This is a genomic window from Paraburkholderia metrosideri (assembly GCF_904848625.1).
Lineage (GTDB): Bacteria > Pseudomonadota > Gammaproteobacteria > Burkholderiales > Burkholderiaceae > Paraburkholderia > Paraburkholderia metrosideri.
Genome location: NZ_CAJHCP010000024.1, coordinates 1 through 24,158, shown reverse-complemented (window position 1 = coordinate 24,158; position 24,158 = coordinate 1). Strand labels below are relative to the sequence as shown.

Here is a 24,158-nt window from a genome sequence, read left to right as displayed (position 1 = left end):
AGCCCTCATCGCTTGCAGACGTGTGCGCTGAACGCTCCTCGATTCAGTAGAGGGTTCGCGCCAAACGCGGTCCCACTCGCAACGAAGATGCGCCGATCAGCAGATGGAATAGAAACAGGAGCAGGCGCAACGATGTTACTACCCATTGAGTCCCTGGTGTGCAGGCTCATGGATCTGTCAACGATGAACTTTGGGATATCGCCTACGCGGCGCGGACTTCGTGACGAACCGGTAGCGCGAGCCGGTGTGTCCATGCCGCGAGCGTCCGGCTGGCAATCGCTGGACGGCTGAGAATGGCGCTGTCGTAGTGCTTGCCGTTGAACCGCACGAAGTCGACGATGCGAAATCCTTGCGCCCGGTAGAAGGCGAGCAGATGCGTCGCGGGTTGAGGTGTGTCGAGCGCGATCTCCGCGTAACCGCGTGTCGCGGCCCAGTGATCTGCGAAGGCCAGTAATAACCGCCCCACTCCGCGGTTTTGCCACGCAGGGTCGACACCGAACTGATGCACGCTAGCGACATAGGGATGGTTGTATATCTCGCATGACGACGCCCGTTCGTGCGTGTGAAGCGTGATGGTTCCGATCAGGCTGCCGTTGCACACGGCGACGAAGCAGTCGCCCAGGCTTGCGCGTGTCTGCGTGACCGAGAGGGGCTGATCCACGCAGGTGCAGTTGAGTCCCATCGTGCCGAGACGTGCAAAGGCCCGATGCAGGAGCGCGGTCATTTCATCGAACGAGTCGCGCGTCGGATCGAAGCGTCGCACGACGATACCTGCCAGTGGGCCGCGCCGGTAACTCACCGCCACGCCTTTTTTCTGAGCTGCATGTTGCATCGCCAGGACGTCCCCCGTTTGACATCGGATACGCTGAAGTCTAGAAGTCGCGGCAAAGGCGGCGCAAGAAAAAATCCCGTAAAAATGACAGTGTGCGTTGCATCTCCGCGCTATTGCTCAGCAGCGTGCAGATGGTTAGCTGCTAGTGCGAATGGCGATGATGAATGTCGGGGAAATGCGCGTGCGTGTGCGTAATCGGAACGTGAGTATGCGGATGCGTGTGCGGCTCGTCGCCACTGTAGGGAAAATCGTGTCCGTGCTGATGATGCTCGTCGTGATGATGCCGGTGCGTGTGTTCGAGAAATGCGTGGACGTGTTCGTGTATGTGCCGCTCACGCACGTGTAGCCAGATGCCGAGCGCCATCAGGCTTGCGGCAAGCCAGAAAGTCATTGATGGCAGTGATGGCCAGATCGCGAGAGACAGCGCCACGCCGAATAACGGCGCCACCGAGAAATAGGCACCTGTGCGCGCGGTCCCGAGATGCCGTAGCGCGACGACGAACAGCACGAGACTCACACCATATCCGGCGAGCCCCGTCAGCATCGCTGCGGCGATTGTCGGCGGCGCCGGCAGCGATGCGCCGGCGCCGAGCGCAATCGCCAGATTTACCGAGCCCGCGATCAAGCCTTTGAGGCTGGCAATGACGAGCGCATCGTTCGACGAAACCTTGCGTGTCAGGTTGTTGTCGATCGCCCAGCATGCGCACGCCGCCACGATCAGAAGGGAGCCATGCGAGAGCCCCGCATCGCCTGGCTGCCATGACAGCATCACGCCGCCCGCGACAATCGCGATCATCCCGAGAAACACCTGGATGTCGACGTTCTCCCGGAACACGACCCACGCAATGACGGCTGTCAGGACCCCTTCCAGATTGAGCAGCAGCGAACTGGACGCAGCCGGTGTGCTTACCAGTCCCAGCATCAGGAGCGCGGGTCCACCCACGCCCCCGGCGATGATCGCGCCAATGAGCCAGGGCCATTCCGCGCGTTGAATCCGCTGGCCCGACTGATGGGTGGCCTGGCGGTTGCCAAAGGCTCCGAAGCGCCGAGCCACGATGACCGCGCCGAGTCCGATCCCACTCCCGAGATAAAACAGGCCGGCGACCATGAACGGCGATATCGTGCCAAGCAATGCCTTGGCTAGCGGAGTGGCCGCGCCGAACAACGCTGCGGCGACCAGCGCGGTGAGAACCGGATTAAGACGCAAATTCATGACTCGTGTGACGGGTGACAATGACGCGTTGTTTCTGGAATGGCAGATCAACGCCCATCTCATCACGAGCGGGCAATGCGAAGCAAGCGTGCCCCATGAATCGCGCACAGTTTACTTTCCAGATGCTTTCATTGAAGACGCCCGATGCGAATCGCCTTGCCTGTGTCACGGTCAGACGGCTATAATCGGCGCCTCTTCGGGGAGTAGCCGCCTTGAACTGAATGTTCAGGGGCACGCGTCAACATACTTGGAGCGGTCGCCAGACCGTCCATGGCGCGCGCAGCAATCGCCTGGCAAGACCGATGATTCACACTCCCACCAGCCGGGTCGCGGGAGTGCGTGTCATCGTGCATTGACCGTGCGGCCCGGTTATAACAACCCCCATGCAATCATTTCTCGTTTCCACAAGCGTGGTCGGTCTCGCGGAGATCGGCGACAAGACCCAGCTACTTTCTCTGGTGCTTGCAGCGCGCTATCGCAAACCCATTCCGATCGTGCTCGGCGTGTTCGTTGCCACGCTGATCAACCACGGCTTCTCGGGTGCGCTTGGCGCGTGGCTGGCAAGCATCATCAGGCCGGAAATCATGAACTGGGCCGTCGTTGCGTCGTTCGCGGTCATGGCGGTATGGATTCTGATTCCGGACAAGCTCGACGACGCGGATGCGCTGCCCGTGAAAGACTCGATGGGCGTCTTCGGGACCACAGCGATCACCTTCTTCATTGCGGAGATGGGAGACAAAACCCAGATCGTGACAGTGGCGCTCGCCGCGCGATTTCACGAATTCTTCGGCGTCGTGGCCGGCACGACACTGGGCATGATGCTGGCGAACGTGCCGGTGATCTATCTGGGTCACAAGTTTGCCGACCGATTGCCGACCAAGGCAGTCCATATCCTGGCGGCGCTGATCTTCGTCGTGCTCGGTGGCCTTGCATTGCGTACCGCGCTGTATCCAGACGCTCACCCGATGTTCTGAAGTTCCAGCTTCGCAGGCGTTGCGGATAACCTCCGCTGCGCTGCGCTGAGGTGGCGGCGAAAATGACCGTCAGTGACGGTTCCGGTAAGCCAGTGGTAACCGTCACATCGGGTCAGCCGCGTCAGACAATCGCTTACATCGGCGGCGCGACGCCGTCCTTTTCCACTACCACGCGTTGTGCGACGAATGTCCCTTGCGATGCGGGCGTGGCGACCACGAACACCTTCTTGCCGGCGGTCAGATCGGTGCGGGTGGCCGGCGTGAACGTGACGATCGGTACATTGGTCGGGACCGTCACGGTATTGTTGCCGCCTTTGTACGACAGTTTCAGATCGCGGCCGCTGGTGCCCTGAACGACTGTGTCGACATTTGCGTTGGTCATCGAGCTGTTCGGGCCCAGATCCCAGTCGTAGTGCCCTTCACCCGTGCCGCGCGCGGCTTCGGGGAAGACCACCACTTCGGTCGCAGTCAGCTTGCCATCGGTGCCGGTCGTCGCGGCTGTGCCGATGAAAGAACCGGGTTTGATGTCCGAAAGCTGCATCGACTTGACCGCCGATACGGTGACCGTCGGCTTGAGGTCGATCGACACCGTGTCGCCGCTGCGGCGATGTACCTTGAGGACGTCGCCGTCGAGCGACACGATATCGCCGCGAATGCGTGATGGTTTGACCGCGGGCGTCTGTGCGAGCGCAACGCCGGTCATTGCCAGCGTCGTGAGAGTAATGCCGAGTTTCAGACGAATAGACATGGATGCTCCGTAAAAGACCTGTTGGGTTGACATGCGACCAGTGAGCATCAGGAACCGCCGAACCAGTTGTAGCCCTGGTTCTCCCAATAGCCACCGGGATATTCGTTCGTCACGCTGATCGCGACGATATGCTTCGGGTTCTTGTAGCCGAGTTTCGTCGGCATGCGCAGCTTCATTGGAAAGCCATACTTTGGCGGCAACACCTGGCCGTCGTAGGTCAGCGTGAGCAGTGTCTGCGCGTGCAGCGCGGTCGGCATGTCGATGCTGGTCGAGTAGTTATCGGCACAATGAAACGCCACGTAGCGGGCCGTCGTATCGGCGCCGGAGCGTCTGAGGAAATCGGCGAAACGCACGCCGCCCCATTTGCCGATCGCGCTCCACCCTTCAATGCAAATGTGCCGCGTGATCTGACTTTCCTGCGGCAGCGCGCGCAGTTCTTCCAGCGTCCACACACGTTTTCCGTTCGCCAGACCGTTGACCTGAAGCCGATAGGTCGCGGGGTCGACCTCGGGCACATCGTCGATGTCGTAGAACGCGTTGAACGGAAACGGCCGTGTGATCATCGACTCCGGATAGGTCGGCGCCATCTCGTTCGGATTGAATAGCAGCGCCTGTACGTCGTCGTTGAAGAACGACATTTTGCGCAGCATCGTGTTCACCGATTTGTCATTGGACAAATCGCAACCCGACAACATCGCGATGCCGCCGAGCGTGAGAATCCGCTTTCCGAGTAACCTGCGTGCGGGGTCTTTTAATTCGCTTCGCACGTCCTTGATGATGGAGTCGGCGTGAGAGGAAAAAGATGTCGCGAGTTTTTGGGGTTTTTTTCTGAACGTCATGGTCATCGTCCGCGAATCATTAGAAGCAGAGAACGCGGCACCAGTGCCACCATCACGACGTGCAGGACGAAGAATGCAACCAGTACGCTCATTGCAATGAAGTGCACGACGCGTGCGTTGTCATATCCGCCCATTAGCGTGCGCAGCAGCGGAAACTGCACCGACTTCCATATCGCCATTCCCGACAGGATCAGAAGCGCGATATCGGCGATGACGACCAGATACGCCAATTTCTGCACGGCGTTATAGCGTGAGAGATCCTGATGTCCGAGCTTGCCGCGCATCGCAGCGACGAGATCCGTCGCAAGCGATCGTGGGCTAACCGGCAAAAGCTTTTTCCGCAGACGTCCCGACGCGATGTTCGCGCCGACATAAATGAGGAAATTCGCCACGAGGACCCACATCACCGCGAAATGCCATAACAAAGCTCCGCCGAGCCAACCACCTAGTGTGATTGCCGGAGGAAACTGAATCGCGGGAAAGATCGGCGACGCGTTATAGATCTGCCATCCGCTCGCGACCATCAACGCGACCGCGAGCGCATTGACCCAATGCGTGATGCGGACCCAGGCGGGTTGAATCGTTGCGGGATTCAAGGTTGTCTCGTCATTGGTGAGGTTGCCCAGTTCGATGCCGTCAGCAAAGATGGACGTTCCTCGATGCGTAAGCCGGCATGTGTCATGTCGACGTAAACATCCCCTGCGAGGGTTTATTCCTTGATGAGCCAAAAAAGTTTTCTTACTGAGTAGTAAGTCTTTGAGGCGATGCAACGCTGATCGCTAATCGATCGGTGATTTCATAGTCACGACGGCGTTCGCTTTCCGGAGCCTGTCTGCAAACGAAGGCTGTCGATCGAGAGGCGTGGTGGGTGGAGAATAGCGAGCAGGCGCCGTCGCAATGGCGTGTGCGAGGGTCGATCAATACGCGCGAGATGATCGCGGCGCGATTCCGTCGCGAGAATGTCGTGGAATGAACAACGACGCTTCGGTCTGGCAGCAACTGATTGCGGGTGCCGCATCGGGGCACTCGCCATCTGGAATAGCGCTGCCCTGCGCGGCCCTCGTCATCATCAAATCTGGTCCCGCCTAAATCGCGCCACGTGCGCCCGCGTGTTGTTCCCACCTGTCCTGACTTCGCGAGGACGAAATGAAATCAGACGCGTGAAGCGCAACCGTATCGCGACTGGCGATTGAACGCTTAGTACCAGCTTTAGTGAGGATGCGACTGAGGCATGAATAGAACAATTCGAGTTGTCTCGCGTCCGAGGTTTTTCGTTCCAGCTCGAATACGTCCTCGAGTACACGGCGCGATATATGGAAACGTTGAAGCCCGCGGCCAATACGAATAGAGAAAACGACGCCGTCACTATTATGTGGCACTGCTGCCCAAATGAGTGCATGGTTACTCATGAAGCCCCCGTTAATCCAGTTCTTCAGATCTAAACCGGTCAATCCATGGTCGCACACCACAACGGAGGGGGATACGTTTCATAATTGTGACCCGCAACACCTATGACATTTTTACAACGCTCTATATTGCACCGCAGCAAAAGTGTCTTACACTGAGTGTGGTCGCATCGAAGTGTGCGCTTAGGGGAAAGACAGAACGGGAGAACGGGCGATGATGATCTCTCACACGTCAATGAGCAGGACCGAACCACAGTTGCATGTTTTCGAGCAGGCAGGCGGCTGGCACTGGGGCATCACTGTCCCGCGCTCGCTGGGGAGCGGCTTTAAGGTGATCGCTTACAGCGAACAGACCTTCCCGGCCGAAGACACGGCGCGCACTGACGGGAGTCATGCGCTGGAAGCTCTGCAGGTCGCAGCGCATACGAACTGAGGCGCTCGGCTTCAGCTTCCAGCACGTCTTCAGTCCGCTCGCGAGCTGCGTCGGCAGTGGAGCGCGAAGACCTCTCCGATCGTTCGCGCACACCCGTCGGATTTCTGTATAATTGATAATGATTCTCAATTACATGGAATTGACGGCCTGTCTCGACCCTGAACTATGAAAACCTTTCTGTTTAACGATCTGACCGAGCGCTTCGGTTACGGTATGGCCGTCTATATTTCTGCAAAGACTTCCGCGATGCAGCAAAGCATCGATGCGATTAATGCCGAGCGCAAGGTGGCCGGTACGTCGCCGCTGAAGAACATTAGTATCGACGAGGTAATCGGCGTGTTGCGCAGAAAGGGCAAGCTTCCGGCGTGAAGTTAAACGGCTGGCACTCGGACTTTCTGATCACGTGCGGTTGCGATCTCGCCACACGTTTTCTCGCGTTCTACTTCGTTTTATTCCGCTATCGCACGAATTCTTCTGTCGCGATCACAAGCGGGTAAAGGGGGGATTTCGCCGCGAATAGAGCGACGCATTGACAACCCGAGTAAGTGGTCATTCCGGCGCATTCGACTTCTGCCAACGTGACAGGAGATTGGCTCGTCCAACGCCATGCGGGGCTATCATCACTACCTGTCGACATCTGTCGAGAGGAGTGCGCCGTGTCGGTACTGATCGTGGGGCTGTTGATCTTCCTTGGCTTGCACTCGGTCCGGATTTTCGCAGACGGATGGCGCAAAGCACTGATCGCGCGGATCGGCGAAAACAGCTGGAAAGCGGCGTATTCGGTTCTGTCCATCATTGGCCTCGGGTTGATCGTCTGGGGCTACGGAATGGCGCGGCGCGAGCCGGTCGTCCTTTGGTCCCCATCGGACTGGTCGCGGCCCGTTGCGGCCGTCCTCACACTCGCGGCATTCATTCTCTTTCCCGCTGCGTACGTTCCGGGGAATCACTTCAAGGCGATATTCAGGCATCCGATGGTGGTCAGCGTGATGCCGTGGGCGCTGGCTCATCTGCTCGCGAACGGGACGCTCAACGCCGTCGTGCTATTTGGCGCATTCCTGGTTTGGTCGCTGGTTGATTTCGGCGCTGCGCGACGGCGCGATCGTATCGAAGGTATTGTCTATCCGGCCGGAACGCTCTCGCGTGACGTGATTCCAGTCGTGATTGGTGTCGTCGCGTGGTTGGTGTTCGCGTTTTTTATTCATGGGTGGATGACTGGCGTGAAGCCGCTGGGGTGACATGCATTCGCCGTGAGTATGCACCGCCTGCACGCGGATAGCCGCGGGGCGTCATTACTATCGGGCAAGAGCCGATTTCTGCAAAGCATTCGACACACCCCACCGGATCGCTGACAATCGTCGAACTTTCCTTCGCCCACGCGCGTCTTCATGAAAACGACCTCCCCTGTCGCTCTGATCACAGGCTCGACTTCCGGCATAGGCGCGGCCATCGCGCGACGTCTGTCAAAAGACGGCTTCTCGATCGTCGTGCATTCGCGGAGTTCGGCAGAGGCAGGCCACGCGTTGGTCCGTGAACTCGGATCGGCAGTCTATGTGCAAGCCGATCTGGCCTGTGACGCGGACAGAGTCAGACTCGTCCGTGAAGCCATTGCGGTATGGGGCCGACTCGACGTTCTGGTCAATAACGCGGGGATCAGCCGCGTTATCCCGCATGCCGATCTGGCAGCGGCCACGCCGGACGTGTGGCAGGCGTTGCACGAAGTCAATGTCGTCGCGCCGTTTCGCCTGATAACTGAAGCGCAATCCGCGCTCCGTGAATCCGCCGCACGCGGTAAGCCGGCTTGTGTCGTCAATGTCAGTTCGCATGCGGGGGTGCGGCCCAAAGGCGCGTCCATTCCCTACGCCACGACCAAGGCGGCCTTGAACCACATGACCCGGCTGCTGGCGCTGTCGCTCGCCCCGGAAATCCGCGTGAATGCGGTCGCACCGGGTCTCGTGGACACGCCTCTCACCGCAGACTGGACGCAGGCGCGGCAACTCTGGAATGAGCGCTCGCCGATGCGTCGGGCCGCCAGTCCCGACGATATTGCTCAGGCGGTGGCATTGCTGATCGCGTCGGATTATCTAACGGGAGAGATTCTATTGTCGGACGGGGGATTGAATCTCACGTAGGCGGTTAAGGATGTCATGCTCTGCCGACTCCGCACGCCCTCTTCCGCGACAGAAACAAAAGCCCCCTCTGCTTTCCATGATGAGCACTGCGCCGACCTTCCCGTCGGCGCGTTCTGCTACACGTTCACCACTCGTTTCCAGTGTGCCTGTCAGGCCGACAGCTTCTGCATTTCGGCAAACAGATCCGCCTTCCCTTCGAAGCCGATGCCCGGCAGATCCGGCATGGTGATATAGCCGTTCTCCACCTTCACGCCGTCGGGGAATCCACCATACGGCTGGAACAGATCGGGATAGGACTCGTTGCCGCCGAGGCCAAGACCGGCTGCGATGTTCAGCGACATCTGATGGCCGCCATGCGGAATGCAGCGGCTCGGCGACCAGCCATGCTGACGCAGCATGTCGAGCGTACGCAGATATTCGACGAGGCCGTAGCTCAGCGCGCAGTCGAATTGCAGCCAGTCGCGATCCGCACGCATCCCGCCATAACGGATCAGATTGCGGGCATCCTGCATCGAGAACAGGTTTTCGCCAGTCGCCATCGGCTTGTCATAGTAGTTGCGCAACGTTGCCTGTAATTCGTAGTCGAGCGGGTCGCCCGCCTCCTCGTACCAGAACAGGTCGTATTGCGACAGCGCCTTCGCATACTGGATCGCGGTATCGAGGTCGAAGCGGCCATTGGCATCGACTGCCAGCTTCTGACCGTCACCGAGTACGCTCAGGATCGAGTCGATGCGGCGCAGATCTTCGTCGAGCGACGCGCCGCCGATCTTCTTCTTCACGACCGTATAGCCCCGATCGAGATAGCTGCGCATTTCGTCTTTCAGTCTGCCGTGATCCTGGCCGGGATAGTAGTAGCCGCCCGCCGCATACACGAAAACCTTGCGATCGGGCTGGCCATTGCCATAACGCTCCGCGAGCAGCTGGAACAGCGGCTTGCCTTCAATCTTCGCGACGGCATCCCATACGGCCATGTCGATGGTGCCGATGGCGACCGAGCGCTCTCCATGACCGCCAGGCTTCTCGTTCGTGAACATCGTTGCCCAGATCCTGTGCGGATCGAGGTTGTCGTCGGCGTCGTTGACGAGGCTGGCAGGATCGGCTTCCAGAATGCGCGGAATGAAGCGCTCGCGCATCAGTGTGCCCTGCCCGTAGCGGCCATTGGAGTTGAAGCCGTAACCGACCACCGGCTTGCCGTCGCGGATAACGTCCGTCACCACGGCGACGAGACTCAGCGTCATCTTGCTGAAGTCAATGTAGGCATTGCGGATCGGCGAACTGATCGGAACGGTCTTCTCGCGAATTTCAACGATTCTCACGATGGTGTCTCCTGAGTTTTGAGCATGGCTGGCATGCATCGGGCTGCAATGGAGCGTAGCTTATCCGCGAAAGGGAGCCTTATAATTCACCTGAATTCATATCACTTTTTACCTTAAGTGAATAATTGGAATGGCAACCGACGCAGCAGCGGACTTCGAATTTTTCATTCTTCTCGCCAGGCTGAAGAGCATGTCCGGCGCGGCGCGGGCGCTCGATCTCACCCCGCCGGCGGCGACCAAGCGTCTGGGTTTGATCGAACAGAAACTGGGCGTCCGCCTGGTCAACCGGACCACGCGGAGTATCAGCCTGACGCCCGAAGGCGAAACCTATCTGCGCTACGCGACGCAAATCGTCGGACAGGTCAGACAGATGGAAGAAGAGTTAGCCGGAGCCCGGCCTGATCCTCATGGGCTTTTGCGGATCAACGCAACGCTCGGCTTCGGGCGCACGACCATTGCTCCGCTGGTGTCGGAGTTCGCGAAGCGTTTTCCCAACGTCGACATCCAGTTCGAAGTGACCGACCGGCCCATCGATCTGGTTGCGGATGCGTTCGATCTGGCCATCCGCTTTGGCGAACTTCCGGATAGCCGTCTCAGTGCCCGACGCATCATGAGCAACCGGCGCTTCTTCTGCGCATCGCCAAAGTATCTGGAGCGGTTTGGCGCACCGCAGCGCGTGGAGGATCTGGTGCAGCACCGTTGCATCGTTCATCGTCAGAACGATGATGCGTACGGCGTGTGGCGATACCTGCAGGGGGACCGCATCGAAGCGCTGAAAGTCAAAGGCGCGCTGTCGAGCAATGACGGCGATATCGTGTTGCGGTGGGCGCTCGACGGACACGGCATCCTGATTCGTTCCGAATGGGACCTGGCGAAGTACGTACAGAGTGGCCGCCTGAAACTGGTGCTGCCCGATACGCCGCTGCCGTCAGCCGACCTGTTCGTGTACTACCCCAGCCAGCGCAACCAGACCACCCGTGCGCGCGCCTTCATCGACTTTCTGGTCGATCATTTTCAGGCGCCGTTTGTTCCGGTCGAGACCGGCGCTCTGATTTACGCACAAAAAAAGCAGGCGGGGAGAAAGACGTGAGCCCGCTTTCTTCGCCTGCGTTCGGGAGGATCCCGCCGCGGTTTATCGAACGAGGAAACCGTACGCTAGCGGATCCCTCGCATCGATGATCCAGTTGGCAAACCCACACACAAAAGCGTTACCTTCGACTTCAGGAATGACCGCCTTGAATTCGCCGACGGTCGTCTCGCTCAGCACGCGTCCTTTGAATACCGTGCCGATGATGGACTCGTTCACCAGCGTCTCGCCTTGGCCCAACTGCCCGCGCAGATAGAGTTGCGCAACACGTCCACCGGTACCGGACCCGGTCGGCGAACGGTCCACTTCGCGGTCCGCAAACACGCAGCAATTGGCTTGCGTCGAACCCGCATGGCGCGGCGTGTTAGCGATGATGGTTCCGTAGATGTGATTGATCTCCGGGATATGGGGATGCTCGACGGGAAAGGCCTGGTTGGCAGCCGCCTTCACCTCCGCACCGAACCGGATGAGTTCCTCCACCGACGACTCGCGTACTTCGAGCCCATGCGGTGCGCCGTCCGTATAGAAATAAAACGCGCCGCCGAATGCGATATCGCCAGTCACCTTGCCGAACGAAGGCGTGTCGACGGTGACGTCCCTCTTCCAGATAAACGACGGGACATTGACGAACCGCACGTTGCCGGCATGCTCACCGTCCCACTGCACGAACGCTTCGATGAACCCGCAGGGTGCGTCGATGCCGACGCGCGTCTCGGGAACCTGACGCTGCACCCAGCCCAATTCGACGGCAGCCGTCGAGAGCGCGATTACACCGTGGCCGCAGTGATCGCTATAGCCCTCGTTATGCAGAAAGATGATGCCGAAGTCGGCGTCCGGACTCACCGGTTCGGTCAGATAGCCGCCGTACATGTCGGCATGGCCACGCGGTTCGAACATCAGCGCGCGGCGGATATCGTCGGCATTGTCTTTTAGCCACGCGCGTCGCTTGACGATGGTGTCGCCAGGCAACCTCGGCAAACCGCTCGTGACGATACGGAATGCTTCGCCGCCGGTGTGAACTTCAACAGTCGAAATGGTGCGGGTAATTTTCATGTGGGCTTCGTGAATTCAGTGGACGGCTGCATGCCGGGCCAACGAGTGGCCCGATTACTGACCGTACGGAACCGGCAGGCCGCTCTTGATGACATACACGGTCGTCGGCGCGCCTTTCAGATCGCCATGCTCGTCGAACGAATAGGTGCCGGCGACGCCCTTGTAGTTTTCCTTGGCCAGTTGTTCAGTGAGTTTTGCCTTGTCGGTCGTCGTGCCGGCCTTCACCATCGCATCGGCCAGCATCTTCACGCCGTCGTAATAGCTGACGGCGTAGACCTGCGTATCGATGTTGTACGCGGCCTTGTATTTCTGCAGGAACTCGCGCCCGGCCGCGGTTTTGTCGAGCGCGATGCCGCCCTGCGCGCAATACACGATAGACGCCGCATCGCCGGCCACCTTGCCCATGTCAGCGGAACAGATGCCGTCGCCGCCTAGCAGCTTCGCGCGCAGGCCGCGTTGACGCATCTGTTTCGCCATCGGCGCGCCTTGCGCCGCGTAGCCGCCGAAGAAAATCACGTCCGGGTTCTTCGCCTTGATCGTCGTCAGAATGCCGAGGAAGTCGGTTGCGGAAGAACTGGTGAATTCCTGATCCACGATCTGGATACCGTTTGCCTTGGCTTCCTTGATGAACTGTTCCGCGACACCTTGACCGTACGCGGTGCGATCGTCGATCACGGCGGCGGTCTTTGCCTTCAACGTCTTCGCCGCGAATTGCCCCATCGTGCCGCCAAGCTGTTCGTCGCTCGCGCCGATACGGAAAATGTTCTTGAAGCCCTGTTTCGTCAGCGTCGGATTGGACGCGACGGGCAACATTGGCACGCCGCCGGTGTTGTACACACGCGAGGCTGGAATCGCCACCCCGGAGTTATACGGTCCCACCACTGCGACCACGCCACTGTCGACCAGTTTCTGCGCGACCTGCACCCCGACTTTCGGATCGGCCTGATCGTCTTCCGAATCGAGTTTGAACGTGACTTTCTGGCCCGCCACGGTCAAACCGGATTTATTCAACTCGTCGATCGCGAGACGTGCGCCGTTTTCGTTGTCCTTGCCATTGGGCGCTTGCGGGCCGGTGAGCGGCGCGGAGTGACCGATCGTGACGACGACCTGCGCACTGGCGGACAGGGTGACGCCGGTGGCCACCACAGCGGCCACGATTGTTGTGAGACTGCGCATACGAACTCCAGGTTGACCAGGAAAGAACCCGCCCTTGAGGCTGGGTCGGCACACGACGCGACTTCGGTAAAGCAGATGACACGACAACAGCTAGCGCCCGGCTAACGCCTGACGTACGACGCGGCACGCGGCCAGGTCCCACGCGGCACAGCCAACGCTTTTGAAGAAAATCGGTGCCTCGACGGTCAGGCGGCCGGCGATGGCGTCGGCGAGCGCGGAAACGGCTTTCCAATCTACGTTTGCCTGAATCAGATCGCCCGCTTCGTGCTTTGCGCCGACGGGGTCGTCCACGATCAGGAAGCTGCCGTCGATCGTGGTCTGGCTGACCTCGGCCGCATCTGGCGTAAAAGCGCCGACGCCGATCACCAGGCGTCCCGCGCGCGCCGACTCGTTGTAGACGGGCGATTTGCTGGTCGTGAGCGTGATGACAACCTCGACGCTGTCGGGAATCGCGTCGCTGTCCAGCACGACGAGATTCGGCGCGGCGGATTGCATCCGCTCGACGAACGCCTGGGCTGATTCGCGCGAACGGCTTTTCACATAGAGCCGCGCGTCGGGAAAGATGGCCGCCAGTGCCTCTGCATGGTTGGCCGCCTGTTTGCCCGTGCCGATCAGCACCAGTTCGCGTGGCGCCGTGCCGTGCAGTGTCTGAATGCCGAGCACGGTCACCGCGGCGGTTCGGCGGCCTGTGACGGTCGGGCCGTCCAGAACGAAGAGCGTTTCACCCGTGTGGGAATCGTACGCGACCACCTGACCGTGAATGGTGGGCAGCCGGATTTTTCCGTTCGACGGGCATACGTTCACGAGCTTGTGAATCGCGATATCCGCCGCGCTCGCTGGCATCGACAGCATCAGCCCGCCCTCCTGCAGCGGGACGACCATGCGTTCCGGGCTAACGATTTTTCCCGCACCATATTCGAGGACGGTTTGCCGCAGACCTTGCACGAGAGCGGGATAGTCGAGTAACTCAGCGGTCGCCTGGGCGTCGAAATTCCTGGTGATAACGGCAGTCATTCGGCTCACTTATAGAGGGACGCTCGCTACGGCGAACGGTGCATAACGGGAAAGAATTCCACCGCGATTCACGCGGGACGGCCGTGCTGCGCTTTCAGACCACCTCGATCGATTTGTGGATGGAATCTAAACCAAAAAAATTCAGGAAACAATTCGGCTTCAAAAAAGGAGAAGAACGTTGACTTGAATTAAGACCAGTTTTGCTGACAGAACTCGTCGATGCAAGCTACTATAGGACCAATCCCGTGATTCCGGTTTCGTGACAAACCCTCGGTTGTGCGCCGTGACCACGGTGCAAATCTGGTATTTTCAAGAACCACATTGGGTCCATAAAAAGCGACATGTCCTCCCCCCTCGGCGAGTTTGAGAGTCACTTCCGTCCATTGCAGATTTACGAGCAGGTCTCGGAGAAAATTCGCGCCGCGATCCGGTCCGGCGTATTTCTGCCAGACGCGCGCCTGCCGTCCGAGCGGGAACTCGCGGCGCGTTTTGGCGTTGGCAGACCGGCGGTGCGCGAGGCCATCGGCGCGCTGCAGAACGAAGGTCTGGTCATCACGCGGCGCAATTCCGGCACCTATGTCGCCGCTACGGCGGGGCAAATTCTCGCGTCCGCTGCCGCAACCAATCCAGCGGAATCGGAGGCCTTCGACTTCAGCCCTTCGGCCACGTTAGACGTGCGATTGATCCTCGAACCCGCCATCGCCCGGCGGGCTGCGGCGCATAAAAAGCGCGACCGGCTCGCCGAACACTATCTCGCGCAGATGGAAACGCTCACCGACGTGGCCGATCCTGAACAGCGGGCTTTGTGGAATAACAGCGACCGGCTTTTTCATCGGCAGCTTGCGGTCATGACCGGCGATGCATTGCTCGCCAAACTGGCCGAAGAGATCGCCGCGACGATGGACCAGTTGCTGTGGAAACGGGTAAAAGACGATGGCATTGACGACCCGGCGCGAATCCGGCTTTACGTCGCGGAGCACCGGCTGATCTACGAAGCGATCGTGACCGGCAATGCAGACGCTGCGGCGTTCTATGTGGAACAGCACATTCATCGGGTGCAGCGCGATATCGCTCCGCAATAGGCACGGCAAACGGTGTGCTCAAACGCACCGAGCGAGGCTCTCATGCATGGCAGAGTGTCGACACACTAGCGCCGGAGTTCACCTTGTTAAAGACGCTGCAACGCCTGATCAACGCGATCGTATGGACTCCCAGAATCCTGTTCGTCTGGCTTCTGTTGTGTTTCCTCAACGAGGAACCGGACGCCGGCGCCCGCCGTTCTCGCGAGCACCATGCAAAAGAGGCTGCTCCGATGAGACCTGACCTGGCCACTGGTGATCGAATGACGCTTCAGTGAAGAGGGTGGCGTGCGGGGATTGCGTGGTTTCTGGTTCCGTGTGAGACGCTCACCTGATGCGTCAATACGAGAACGAGAGCCCGTATCTGTACGGAAAGAACGCGTGGGTTATAGCGCGCGGCATGTCGCGCCGACACTCCGACGTGGTGCTCCGCGTGCACATTGATCAGCGGGTGGTTTGCTCACTCGGGGCTTGCTGCCCGCATACGATCGCCGTCAGCACCAGAGGGATCACAGGATGCACAACGGCGGAGCTGCCCGCATCGCTGAGGCGCCGCTTGACCACCTCTGCCGAGCCCAACACGACCACGCCGTAGACCGGACCTGACGGCGTTTCGTTTCCGCCCGCCTTGAAAAGCGGATCCCCCGGCTGGTAGCCGAAAACCGCATGAACGTGCAGCCCGAACGCGGTCAGACTGCTGTCGCTCGCCGGGCGATACGCATTGACCGAATTCGGCTCGACACGCATGGCAGGGGTCTTGATGGACTGCGTGTCGACGAGGTCGGAGACGAAATCGTGTGCGGTTTCTGCGCACGACAGGTGATCGTCCAGCGTCTGGCTGAATGCCGATGCTGGAACTATTGCAAAGATAGCCAGTAACGCAAAAATCAGACGCATGGCACAAATTTCCTCAACGTCGCCCCAAAATGGGTCACTGGGTGACCGCCTGGTTGCATTTGCCCCGGCGCAGTGGTGTTGTCGTGCGAGGCCGACAGATATCAAGCATGTGTCGTACCAGATGCTGTGCGCGCCGCGCCGGGGACATTGCCTGAACCCGCTGTTGGGTGTTAGCGAACATGCGTCGGTCTGGATGACTGTTGGCTACCACCGGCTGCGAACACGTAGAGCGCGTAACGCGCATTGCTGCTGCGACGATTTGCCGACAGTGTTCAATGATGCCTCAATAATGTGTCGTCTTGCTGTCGACCCCGGATCAGCGTCATGTCGACGATAGCTTCTAGCCGAAAAAGCCTACACGGTTTCACCCCCCGCCTCCCGCTTTCCCCGCAACTCCCGCACCCCTCTTCCCAACCGCCGACGCAACAGCGTACGCAGTGTCGCGCCATCGACATAACCCACTTCGGCGGCGATCCTCTCGATATCGAGCCGGCTGGTTTGCAACAGATGAACCGCCCGCTCCACGCGAAGATCCTGAAAATACGACAGCGGCGATTTTCCGAGCACGGCCTCGATCCGACGTTGCAACGTACGTGTGCTGGTCGCGAGCGACTCGGCCGCTGCGTCGAGCGAAAAACCTTCCGCAAGCCGCCCTCGCGCCCAACGCTCGAATCGTTCGACCAGCGGATCCGCACGCGCGAGATGATCGGGAATCATATAAGCCGCCTGCGAAGGCCGGGCGTCCACCAGCAGATAGCGCGCGACCACCGCCGCCACATCCGGACTGGCCTGATTCAGCAGCCACAGCGCGAGATCGAGATGCCCCATTGCCGCGCCCGCCGTGCAAAAACGGCCGGACGGCACCACCATCCGCGAACTGTCCAGACGCACCTGCGGATAACGCTGCCGGAACAGCGGCGCGAGCCACCAGGTCGTGGTGGCTTCCTGTCCGTTCAGCAAGCCCGACTCGGCCAGCACGAACGTGCCGATGCAGGCGGCGGCGACCTTCACACCGTCCGCGTGACTTTCACGCAGCAACGCCATTGCATCGACAAAATCGCGTCTCGCCAGCGCCGGCAGCAATTGCTCGGGCATCTTGGCGCCGGGCGCGGGCACCACGATCCAGTCCGGCCGCTCCATCGCGCTCGCAGGCTTGACGGGCACACGCAGGCCAAAGCCGGTGCGCACATCGCGCCTCATTCCTACCACGCTGACGTCGAAGCGCGGGCCCACGCCCGGTTGCTGGCGCGCCGACAGGTCATTGGCGGTTTTGAACGCGTCGATCAATGCAGCAAGCCCGGTATCGAACAGCCCATCGAGCGCGAGGATCGAAATCTTCATGGCGCAAATGACTCCAAAAATGTCATTTACGACAATAGTACCAATGGCTTCCGGTGTCTACAGTGGACCTCAATCCAGAACGCACCAGCAAGCGTTCCGGACCACACCCCGACTACCTTTTCCCTCTGGAGCACAGCATGAAAGTCATGGCAATTGGCACCCTCAAACCGCTCAGCCCCGAACAGGCGCAAACCCACATGCCGTCGGAAGTCCCGGCGACGCTGCAGCTTTACCTCGACGGAAAAATGGAACAATTCTGGTTGCAGGACCAGAGCAAAGGCGTCATTTTCCTGATGAACGTCGAGTCCGTCGACGAAGCGGACAAGCTTCTGAAGAACCTGCCATTGGGCCGCGCGAATCTGCTGACCTTCGACCTGCTGCCGATCGGCCCGCTGCTGCCGCTCCGGTTGCTGATGAAGGCCGCCTGACCCCACTCTGAGAACGTTGCGTAAGCAACAAGGAACCGAGATGAATGATTCGACCCAACTGCCGCTCGATCGCCCGATCTGGTCAGCGCTCACGACCCGCCAGGCGCATCTGCGGCAAGGCGACCGGCTTGCTTGCCGCTACTTTCCCGACGTGGCTCCGTTTGCGGCGATGTCGCCGGAACCGGGGGAGACTGCTGCGAACTGGCACGCGCTGCACGATCTTCTACAGGCGGATGAGGCTGTGTCGTTGTTGTCGCTCGACGCGCTCGACCCCATCGACGCATTGCAGGCAGAGCGCATCGGCATGCTTCATCAGATGATCGCACCGCGCCCGCTGAACGAGACCGTCGACGATCAGGACGTCATTCACCTGACCGGGCGCGATGCCCCGGCGATGTTCGATCTCGCGCAAACCACCAAACCGGGCCCGTTCGGCCAGCGCACGCACCAGATGGGCCACTACATCGGCATTCGCGACGGCGGACGTCTGATTGCGATGGCGGGCGAGCGCATGCAGCTCGACGGATTTGTTGAAATCAGCGCGGTGTGCGTGGACGCCGACTATCGGGGCAAGGGTCTCGCGGGCCGGCTCGTCAATGTGCTGCGCAAGCAGATCGGGCAGCGCGGAGACATCCCTTTTCTGCACGTCTTTAGCGCCAACCAGGCTGCCATCACGCTGTATGAGCGGCTTGGCTTCGAACAGCGGCAGGCGTTCGTTCTGACGAGAGTCAAGCGCGCGGATTCCGCTCCGGGCTGACCCTGCCTAACGTCGTGGGTAACGCCATGTCCGGAAACTGAACACTTTCAGCTCGCCCCGCCGCCCGCCGCAATGCTTCCAGCCGGTGGAAGAAATACCGATAGCCGTGTCGTCGTCGAACTCCTATCTTCAACGACCGGCGGCCCCCTCGCGGCGGGCCATGGCGACACTGAACCGTTCAGGAGAAAGCATGAGCGTGAACCTTCCTTCGAAACTACTCGATAGCGACATCTGGCAAGCACGCCTTTACACCGGCGACTGGCACGCCGGCAGCAGCGAGGCGGACGTGCTGGAGCCGGCGACGGGCCAGCGCCTCGGCCGCATCGGCATGGCCGACGCGACGCTCATCGCCGCATCGGCCGCGGCCGCCGCTCGCGCCCAACTCGCGTGGGCCGCGACGCCCTATGACGAACGTGCGGCCGTGCTGCGCCGTGCCGCGCAAATCGCCGAAACGCATTTCAACGAAATTGCCGAATGGATCGTCAGGGAAAGCGGCTCGACCCAGATCAAAGCGGGCTTCGAGACCTCGGTGACCGTCAAGGCGCTTCACGAAGCGAGCGGCTTGCCGTCACGCTCGGCCGGCGAAGTGCTGCCGTCGTCGCCGGGACGTCTTTCGCTGGCGCGCCGCCGCCCGCTTGGTGTGATCGGCGTGATCTCGCCGTTCAACTTCCCGCTCTATCTCGCGATGCGCGCCGTCGCGCCCGCCCTCGCGCTCGGTAACTCGGTCGTGCTGAAACCGGACCCGCGCACCGCCGTGTGCGGCGGATTTGCGATTGCGCGCCTGTTCGAACTGGCCGGCTTGCCCAAGGGCGTGTTGCACGTGTTGCCGGGCGACGGCGGCGCGGGCGCGGCGCTGACGAGCGATCCGCATATCGCGATGATCCAGTTCACCGGATCGACGGCGGCGGGCCGGAAGGTGGGTGAAGCGGCCGGCCGGCATCTGAAGAAGGTCTCGCTGGAACTGGGCGGCAAGAATTCGCTGATCGTTCTCGACGACGCCGATCTCGAACTGGCCGTCGCCAACACGGCCTGGGGCGCTTATCTGCATCAGGGGCAAATCTGCATGGCAACCGGCCGGGTGCTGGTGCAACGCAAAATCTACGACGCGTTCGTCAAGAAACTGGTGGCGAAGGCGGCCAGCCTGAAAGTCGGCAACCCCGCTTCCGGCGACGTCGCGCTCGGACCGCTGATCAATGCGACCCAACGCGACCACGTGGCACGCGTCGTCGCGGACGCGCAGAAAGCCGGCGCGACGCTGGAAACCGGCGGCAACAGCCAGGACCTGTACTTCGAGCCGACCGTGCTGAGCGGCGTCACGCCGGCCAACCCCGCGTTCAAGGAAGAGATATTCGGACCGGTCGCGGTCGTCGTCCCATTCGACACGGACGAGGACGCCATCGCGCTCGCCAATGACACGGAGTACGGCCTGTCCACCGCCATCGTCACGGCGAATGTCGGCCGCGCATTGCAGATGGGCGAACGGTTGCGCACGGGCCTGCTGCACATCAACGATCAGACCGTCAACGATGAGGTGATCAATCCATTCGGCGGCGTCGGCGCATCGGGCAACGGCACCAGCATTGGCGGACCGGCGAACTGGGAAGAATTCACCCAGTGGCAATGGCTCACGGTGAAGGGCGAAGCGCCCCTCTACCCGATCTGAATTTCACGGAGACAAGCATGGCAACAACAACGGGACTTCGTACGATAACCGCCGCCGTCGCCCGCGCAAAGGGTGAGCCGTTCACGATCCAGCAAGCGCGCATTCGCGGCCCGAAAGCGGACGAGGTGCTGGTGCGCGTGGTGGCGACCGGCCTCTGTCACACCGATCTGATCGTGCGCGATCAGTACTATCCGGTGCCGCTGCCGTCGGTGCTCGGACATGAAGGCGCGGGTATCGTCGAAGAAGTCGGCCCCGCAGTGAAAGATCTCAAAGCGGGCGATCACGTCGTGCTGACCTACGGCGCATGCGGTCACTGCAACGCGTGCAATGGCGGCCACGGCGCGTACTGCAAGCAGTTCTTCGGGCTGAACTTCGGCGGCGGCGATCTGGAAGGCCGTACCGCAATCGAGGACGAACAAGGACGGCCGCTGCACGACCACTTCTTTTCGCAATCGTCGTTTGCGAGCTTTGCGCTGGCTCGCGAGAACAACGCGATCAAGGTGCCGCATGACGCGCCGCTCGAACTGCTGGGTCCGCTCGGTTGCGGGATCCAGACCGGCGCGGGCGCGGTGATCAACTCGCTGAAGGTTCGTCCGGGCAGCAGCTTCGCGAGCCTTGGCGCAGGCGCGGTCGGCTTGAGCGCCGTGATGGCGGCGCGGGTGGCCGGTGCGACCACGATCATTGCTGTCGATGTCGTGCCGTCACGCCTCGCTCTCGCCAAAGAGCTTGGCGCCACGCATACCGTGAATAGCCGCGAAGTCGACATGATCGAAGCGATCCGGCAGATCACGGACGGCGGCGTCGATTTCGCGCTCGAATCGACCGGGCGGCCGGAAGTGCTGTCGCAGGGCATCGACGCGCTCGGCAGTCTCGGTGCGATGGGTGTGGTCGGCGCGCCGCCGCTCGGCACGAAAGCCGAGTTCGACATCAATAGCCTGTTGCTGGGCGGGCGCACGATTCGCGGGATTGTGGAAGGCGACAGTGTTCCGCAAGTCTTCATTCCGCAGCTCGTGCAGTTGTATCAACAGGGGCGTTTCCCGTTCGACAAACTGGTCAAATTCTATTCACTCGACCAGATCAACCAAGCCGCCGAGGACAGCACGAGCGGCGTCACACTCAAGCCGATTTTGCGGTTTGCGCATTGACGGGCATTGACGGGCATTGGCGGGCATCGACGTGAGCCGGGTCGCCGACGGTGCGCGGAATCGCTGAGGTATTCTGTGCGCCACACACTGCGGCGCGAGTCGGGCAATCCGGCCGCGCCGCGCTGACAGGAGACTCGTGTGGCAAAAATCGCATCGACGAATTCGCGGCAGGAACGCCTGAATGCCGCTCGCGCGCAATTTATCAGCGGCGAGCAGTTGCCTGCCGCGCTGCTGTCGGCGCCGGTTGCGCGTTCGTGGGAGCGCTCGCGCGGCGCGGGTCTGCTGCCGTCCAGCACGCCGCAATACGAGCTGCTGGACAAGGCCCGCACGGTGCCCGATTCGAAGGCCGACCGTCGGCTTTATAGCTGCGTCGTCGATGAGATCGAACAGTTGTGGGATGCATTCGGCGGCATCGACTGGACCATTTTCTGCGTCAACACCGAAGGTACCGTGATCCACGCACGGCACAGCCCCGCGTGCGACGACGACCTTTTGCTGCCCATCACGTGCGGCCGGCGCATCGTCGAATCCAATATCGGTACGACTGCGCCGAGTTGTGTGATCCACGACGGCACTGAAGCGATCGTGGCCGGTGGTGAACACTATCTCGACGAGTTCGAACGGGTGTTCTGCGTCGCCGTGCCGCTGTTCGGCTTTCACGGCGAGGTGATCGGCGCGCTGGACATCACCGGCACCGGAAAACGTGACGTGTCGCAGGTGCAGGAGCAATTCCGGCTGGCGGCGCTGGCGGCCGAACAGCGCCTGTTCGCGACACTGCGCGGTTGTCATCTGCTGCGTCTGCAACATGATCCGCGCTGGTTGGGTACGCCGCTCGCGGGCATCGTCGCGATTGAAGAGGATGGGCAGGTACGCGCGGTCAGCAGGGTGGCGCGCCGCATGCTGTCGCTGCCGGCGGGAGCACCGCTGCCACCACTTGATCTACGGCAGATTTTCGACGACGCGTCACCGGCGCAACTCGGCCGGCTGCTTCAGCGAGGTCGTGGCGTGCAACGGATGGCGCGTGCGGACGGAAGTCATCTGTGGGTCGAATATGCGCGTGGGCCGCAAAACCGCAGCACGGCGCGCAACGCGAATCAGGCTGCCGCGGCGCGCTTCGACGAACCCGCGCCGCCCGCCCCCGCAGCGAGCTCTGGCGCCAGTCTCAAGGAACAGACGCTGAGTGCAATCCAGAGCGCGCTACAGGAACACCACGGAAACATCGCAGCGGCTGCGCGGCAACTGGGTTTATCGCGAACCACGCTTTACACGAAGCTGCGCCAGCTTCGCGACACGGGGATGATCGGCGCAGCGGATTAAGCGCCGCGCCTGGTTTCTTCAAAGGTTTTTTTGATCGACCCGACCGGCGCGCCGCCGTAATCGGGCGCGGTCTGGTTCGCGTTACTTCTTCGAAATCGCCGCCGTCGTCGGGTCATACTGATAGCCCTTCTGCGAAAGCCGCTCGCCCATCGTCGAACTGATCAGCTTTTGCTGCGCGTCCCGCGAGATCAACTCGTGGTCGGGCTTGAACCGTTCGAGTTCGGTTGCGAGTCTGCGGATCAGCGCCACTTCGCCCATGCTGCGTGCGTCGATAAACACGATTCTTTCATTCGATACGCTCAACCGCTGCTTCAGATCCTTCGCATGCGTGACCCATTGCTCGGCCAGGGTGTGAAGTTCGTTGAAGGCTTTCTCGTGCGCTTTGGCCTGCGCGGTGAGCTGACGTTGCAACGACGCAAACTCATCGGCTTTCGTGGATTCGCCGCGTTGGGTTTCTTCCTGATGGGTGGTGGCGAGTTCCGCGAGACGCTGTTTCAGTTCGACGATCTGCTGTTCGGCGGCCTGAGTGCGTTGTAGCGCAGCGGATAGTTGTTGGGCGGCCTGAGAGGCTTCGTCGCTGGAGGCTGCTTTGGCGGTCTCCATGACGGCGAGTTGCTGCTCGGCTGTTTGCGCCCGCTCTATCGCGGCGGAAAGCTGCTGGGCGGCTTGAGCCGTCTCATCGCTGGCGGCGGCTTTGGCGTCTTCCAGAGCGGCAATCTGATGCTCGGCGGCTTGCGCACGCTGCAGCGCTGCGGACAGTTGTTGTTCTGCGCGGACGACGTCATCGTTGGTGGCGTGTTTCGCGTGTTCCAGCGCGGCGGCTTGCTGCTCGGCGGCTTGGGCGCGTTGCAGCGCGGCGGATACGCGTTGGGTGGCCTCGGCCACTTCGTCGCTCATGGCCGCTTTTGCATCCTCCAGAGCGGCGACTTGCCGTTCGGCGGCTTCGGCGCGTTGCATCGCCGCGGAGAGTTGTTGCGCAGCGCTGGCTACTTCGTCGCTGGCGGCTGCCTTTGCGTCTTCCAGTTCGAGCACTTGCAATTCGGCCGTTTCGGCCTGTTGCTTCGCCGCAGCAACCTGTTGCGCGGCCAGCGCTATTTCATCGCGCATGGCTGCTTTTGCGTCTTCAAGAACGGCCACCTGCTGTTCTGCGGTCTCCGCGCGCTGTATGGCGGCCGATAGCTGTTTAGCGGCTTGAGCCGCTTCATCGCTCGCGGCCGCTTTCGAGTCTTGCAGTTCGAGGACTTGCATCTCTGCAGATTCGGCCCGCTGCATCGCGGCCGATAGCTGTTGAGCGGACTGAGCCATTTCATC

25 protein-coding genes, 1 pseudogene and 1 riboswitch are annotated in these 24,158 nt (G+C 60.9%); of the genes and pseudogenes, 13 read left to right on the top strand and 13 right to left on the bottom strand.

From position 1 onward, the window contains the following. Nucleotides 1-202 precede the first annotated feature (202 nt). Together LMG28727_RS32630 and LMG28727_RS32625 are read right to left on the bottom strand one after the other, a co-directional pair. On the bottom strand, nucleotides 203-838 hold the full coding sequence (locus tag LMG28727_RS32630; protein ID WP_407945894.1) for a GNAT family N-acetyltransferase: 636 nt from the start codon (nucleotides 836-838) through the stop codon (nucleotides 203-205). Nucleotides 839-974: 136 nt separating this feature from the next. Continuing rightward, on the bottom strand, nucleotides 975-2,045 hold the full coding sequence (locus LMG28727_RS32625; RefSeq protein WP_201646434.1) for a DMT family transporter: 1,071 nt from the start codon (nucleotides 2,043-2,045) through the stop codon (nucleotides 975-977). 191 nt (nucleotides 2,046-2,236) lie between these two features. After that, nucleotides 2,237-2,416, top strand: a riboswitch (yybP-ykoY riboswitch). A gap of 12 nt (nucleotides 2,417-2,428) precedes the next feature. On the opposite strand from LMG28727_RS32625, the gene LMG28727_RS32620 reads away from it, so the two are divergent. Further along, nucleotides 2,429-3,019 carry a TMEM165/GDT1 family protein gene (locus tag LMG28727_RS32620; protein ID WP_201646433.1) on the top strand — a complete coding sequence of 197 codons (591 nt, stop codon included), beginning with the start codon at nucleotides 2,429-2,431 and terminating at the stop codon, nucleotides 3,017-3,019. A 133-nt stretch (nucleotides 3,020-3,152) separates the two neighbouring features. On the opposite strand, the gene LMG28727_RS32615 is transcribed toward LMG28727_RS32620, so the two are convergent. The 4 genes from LMG28727_RS32615 to LMG28727_RS34430 all read right to left on the bottom strand — a co-directional run bounded on the left by LMG28727_RS32615 (nucleotide 3,153) and on the right by LMG28727_RS34430 (nucleotide 6,015). Continuing rightward, nucleotides 3,153-3,767 carry a hypothetical protein gene (locus LMG28727_RS32615; protein ID WP_201646432.1) on the bottom strand — a complete coding sequence of 205 codons (615 nt, stop codon included), beginning with the start codon at nucleotides 3,765-3,767 and terminating at the stop codon, nucleotides 3,153-3,155. A 47-nt stretch (nucleotides 3,768-3,814) separates the two neighbouring features. Beyond that, complete coding sequence (locus LMG28727_RS32610; RefSeq protein WP_201646431.1) at nucleotides 3,815-4,606, bottom strand: molybdopterin-dependent oxidoreductase; 792 nt, start codon at nucleotides 4,604-4,606, stop codon at nucleotides 3,815-3,817. A gap of 2 nt (nucleotides 4,607-4,608) precedes the next feature. Next, complete coding sequence (locus LMG28727_RS32605; RefSeq protein ID WP_201646430.1) at nucleotides 4,609-5,202, bottom strand: cytochrome b/b6 domain-containing protein; 594 nt, start codon at nucleotides 5,200-5,202, stop codon at nucleotides 4,609-4,611. A gap of 489 nt (nucleotides 5,203-5,691) precedes the next feature. Continuing rightward, nucleotides 5,692-6,015: a hypothetical protein gene (locus tag LMG28727_RS34430; protein WP_236592534.1), complete on the bottom strand. Its 324-nt coding sequence runs from the start codon at nucleotides 6,013-6,015 to the stop codon at nucleotides 5,692-5,694. A gap of 211 nt (nucleotides 6,016-6,226) precedes the next feature. Between LMG28727_RS34430 and LMG28727_RS32600 the strand changes: the two genes are divergently transcribed. From LMG28727_RS32600 to LMG28727_RS32585, 4 genes are all read left to right on the top strand, one after another. Next, nucleotides 6,227-6,445, top strand: a complete 219-nt coding sequence (locus LMG28727_RS32600) for a hypothetical protein (protein ID WP_201646429.1) — start codon at nucleotides 6,227-6,229, stop codon at nucleotides 6,443-6,445. A gap of 165 nt (nucleotides 6,446-6,610) precedes the next feature. Continuing rightward, entirely contained in the window at nucleotides 6,611-6,814 is a 204-nt protein-coding gene (locus LMG28727_RS32595; protein WP_201646428.1) for a hypothetical protein, read from the top strand. A gap of 287 nt (nucleotides 6,815-7,101) precedes the next feature. Next, the gene (locus LMG28727_RS32590; protein WP_201646427.1) at nucleotides 7,102-7,680 is read left to right on the top strand and encodes an NnrU family protein; all 579 of its coding nucleotides are present in this window, start codon (nucleotides 7,102-7,104) and stop codon (nucleotides 7,678-7,680) included. A gap of 150 nt (nucleotides 7,681-7,830) precedes the next feature. Beyond that, nucleotides 7,831-8,574, top strand: a complete 744-nt coding sequence (locus LMG28727_RS32585; protein WP_201646426.1) for an SDR family NAD(P)-dependent oxidoreductase — start codon at nucleotides 7,831-7,833, stop codon at nucleotides 8,572-8,574. 149 nt (nucleotides 8,575-8,723) lie between these two features. Here the strand turns inward: LMG28727_RS32585 and LMG28727_RS32580 are convergent, their stop codons facing one another. Then, on the bottom strand, nucleotides 8,724-9,890 hold the full coding sequence (locus LMG28727_RS32580; RefSeq protein WP_328811619.1) for a mandelate racemase/muconate lactonizing enzyme family protein: 1,167 nt from the start codon (nucleotides 9,888-9,890) through the stop codon (nucleotides 8,724-8,726). A 130-nt stretch (nucleotides 9,891-10,020) separates the two neighbouring features. Here LMG28727_RS32580 and LMG28727_RS32575 point away from each other — a divergent pair, with 130 nt between their 5' ends. Then, nucleotides 10,021-10,980 carry a LysR substrate-binding domain-containing protein gene (locus LMG28727_RS32575; RefSeq protein ID WP_201646424.1) on the top strand — a complete coding sequence of 320 codons (960 nt, stop codon included), beginning with the start codon at nucleotides 10,021-10,023 and terminating at the stop codon, nucleotides 10,978-10,980. Nucleotides 10,981-11,022: 42 nt separating this feature from the next. Here the strand turns inward: LMG28727_RS32575 and lhpH are convergent, their stop codons facing one another. From lhpH to lhpI, 3 genes are all read right to left on the bottom strand, one after another. Next, nucleotides 11,023-12,030: a trans-3-hydroxy-L-proline dehydratase gene (gene lhpH, locus LMG28727_RS32570; RefSeq protein WP_201646423.1), complete on the bottom strand. Its 1,008-nt coding sequence runs from the start codon at nucleotides 12,028-12,030 to the stop codon at nucleotides 11,023-11,025. Between the two features lie 54 nt (nucleotides 12,031-12,084). Next, nucleotides 12,085-13,206 carry a branched-chain amino acid ABC transporter substrate-binding protein gene (locus tag LMG28727_RS32565; protein WP_201646422.1) on the bottom strand — a complete coding sequence of 374 codons (1,122 nt, stop codon included), beginning with the start codon at nucleotides 13,204-13,206 and terminating at the stop codon, nucleotides 12,085-12,087. A gap of 90 nt (nucleotides 13,207-13,296) precedes the next feature. After that, nucleotides 13,297-14,220 carry a bifunctional Delta(1)-pyrroline-2-carboxylate/Delta(1)-piperideine-2-carboxylate reductase gene (gene lhpI, locus LMG28727_RS32560; protein ID WP_201646421.1) on the bottom strand — a complete coding sequence of 308 codons (924 nt, stop codon included), beginning with the start codon at nucleotides 14,218-14,220 and terminating at the stop codon, nucleotides 13,297-13,299. A gap of 341 nt (nucleotides 14,221-14,561) precedes the next feature. Here lhpI and LMG28727_RS32555 point away from each other — a divergent pair, with 341 nt between their 5' ends. Then, nucleotides 14,562-15,302 carry a FadR/GntR family transcriptional regulator gene (locus LMG28727_RS32555; RefSeq protein ID WP_201646420.1) on the top strand — a complete coding sequence of 247 codons (741 nt, stop codon included), beginning with the start codon at nucleotides 14,562-14,564 and terminating at the stop codon, nucleotides 15,300-15,302. 83 nt (nucleotides 15,303-15,385) lie between these two features. After that, a complete protein-coding gene (locus LMG28727_RS32550; RefSeq protein WP_201646419.1) occupies nucleotides 15,386-15,577 on the top strand; it encodes a hypothetical protein in 192 nt (63 codons plus the stop codon). Nucleotides 15,578-15,743: 166 nt separating this feature from the next. Here LMG28727_RS32550 and LMG28727_RS32545 read toward each other — a convergent pair whose 3' ends face one another. Together LMG28727_RS32545 and LMG28727_RS32540 are read right to left on the bottom strand one after the other, a co-directional pair. Continuing rightward, nucleotides 15,744-16,196 carry a hypothetical protein gene (locus tag LMG28727_RS32545; protein WP_201646418.1) on the bottom strand — a complete coding sequence of 151 codons (453 nt, stop codon included), beginning with the start codon at nucleotides 16,194-16,196 and terminating at the stop codon, nucleotides 15,744-15,746. A gap of 354 nt (nucleotides 16,197-16,550) precedes the next feature. Next, nucleotides 16,551-17,537: a GlxA family transcriptional regulator gene (locus LMG28727_RS32540; RefSeq protein WP_201646417.1), complete on the bottom strand. Its 987-nt coding sequence runs from the start codon at nucleotides 17,535-17,537 to the stop codon at nucleotides 16,551-16,553. Between the two features lie 137 nt (nucleotides 17,538-17,674). Here LMG28727_RS32540 and LMG28727_RS32535 point away from each other — a divergent pair, with 137 nt between their 5' ends. The 5 genes from LMG28727_RS32535 to LMG28727_RS32515 all read left to right on the top strand — a co-directional run bounded on the left by LMG28727_RS32535 (nucleotide 17,675) and on the right by LMG28727_RS32515 (nucleotide 22,847). Beyond that, nucleotides 17,675-17,965: a hypothetical protein gene (locus tag LMG28727_RS32535; protein WP_201646416.1), complete on the top strand. Its 291-nt coding sequence runs from the start codon at nucleotides 17,675-17,677 to the stop codon at nucleotides 17,963-17,965. A 40-nt stretch (nucleotides 17,966-18,005) separates the two neighbouring features. Further along, entirely contained in the window at nucleotides 18,006-18,722 is a 717-nt protein-coding gene (locus tag LMG28727_RS32530; protein ID WP_201646415.1) for a GNAT family N-acetyltransferase, read from the top strand. Between the two features lie 190 nt (nucleotides 18,723-18,912). Continuing rightward, entirely contained in the window at nucleotides 18,913-20,385 is a 1,473-nt protein-coding gene (locus tag LMG28727_RS32525; protein ID WP_201646414.1) for a benzaldehyde dehydrogenase, read from the top strand. Nucleotides 20,386-20,402: 17 nt separating this feature from the next. Next, nucleotides 20,403-21,530 carry an NAD(P)-dependent alcohol dehydrogenase gene (locus LMG28727_RS32520; RefSeq protein ID WP_201646413.1) on the top strand — a complete coding sequence of 376 codons (1,128 nt, stop codon included), beginning with the start codon at nucleotides 20,403-20,405 and terminating at the stop codon, nucleotides 21,528-21,530. Nucleotides 21,531-21,668: 138 nt separating this feature from the next. Beyond that, nucleotides 21,669-22,847 (top strand): helix-turn-helix domain-containing protein, encoded by a 1,179-nt coding sequence (locus LMG28727_RS32515; protein ID WP_201646412.1) that lies wholly within the window; start codon nucleotides 21,669-21,671, stop codon nucleotides 22,845-22,847. Nucleotides 22,848-22,928: 81 nt separating this feature from the next. On the opposite strand, the pseudogene LMG28727_RS32510 reads toward LMG28727_RS32515, so the two are convergent. After that, nucleotides 22,929-24,158 (bottom strand): annotated as a pseudogene (locus tag LMG28727_RS32510) (DNA-binding protein); the annotation flags it as partial.